Origin of the sequence: Rothia sp. HMSC058E10 (genome assembly GCF_001809415.1) — a bacterium.
GTDB lineage: Bacteria > Actinomycetota > Actinomycetes > Actinomycetales > Micrococcaceae > Rothia > Rothia dentocariosa.
The window spans coordinates 116,434-116,920 of record NZ_KV797632.1 but is presented as its reverse complement, the minus strand read 5'-3'; the positions used below and the strand labels follow the sequence as shown (position 1 = coordinate 116,920).

At 66.7% G+C, this 487-nt stretch carries 1 protein-coding gene; it reads left to right on the top strand.

The genetic code is table 11. The features are described from left to right. A partial coding sequence (locus tag HMPREF2609_RS06835) for a biotin/lipoyl-containing protein (RefSeq protein WP_305793655.1) occupies window positions 1-487 on the top strand: 487 nt, incomplete at both ends.

Sequence of the window (487 nt, the reverse complement as noted above, 5' to 3'; positions counted from 1 at the left end):
TGACACCGAGGTTCCCTCCCCCGTAGCAGGTACCCTGCTCGAGATCCGCATCCCCGAGGATGAGGACGCAGAGGTTGGCCAGGTTCTGGCTATCATCGGCGACGCTCCCGCAGCTGCTGAGGCTCCCGCAGCTCCCGCTCCGGTTGCTGAGGCTCCGGCTGCTCCCGCTGCTGCACCGGCTGCTCCCGCAGCTGCTGCTGCAGGCACCGAGGTTCTGCTGCCCGCACTGGGCGAGTCCGTCACCGAGGGCACCGTTACCCGCTGGCTGAAGGAAGTTGGCGAGCAGGTTGAGGTTGACGAGCCCCTGGTTGAGGTTTCCACCGACAAGGTTGACACCGAGGTTCCCTCCCCCGTAGCAGGCGTTGTTGAGCAGATTCTCGTCCCCGAGGACGAGGACGTCGAGGTCGGCGCTGCTCTGGCTATCATTGGCGACGGTTCCGGCGCTGCTGCTCCGGCTGCTCCCGCAGCTGCTGAGGCTCCCGCAGCT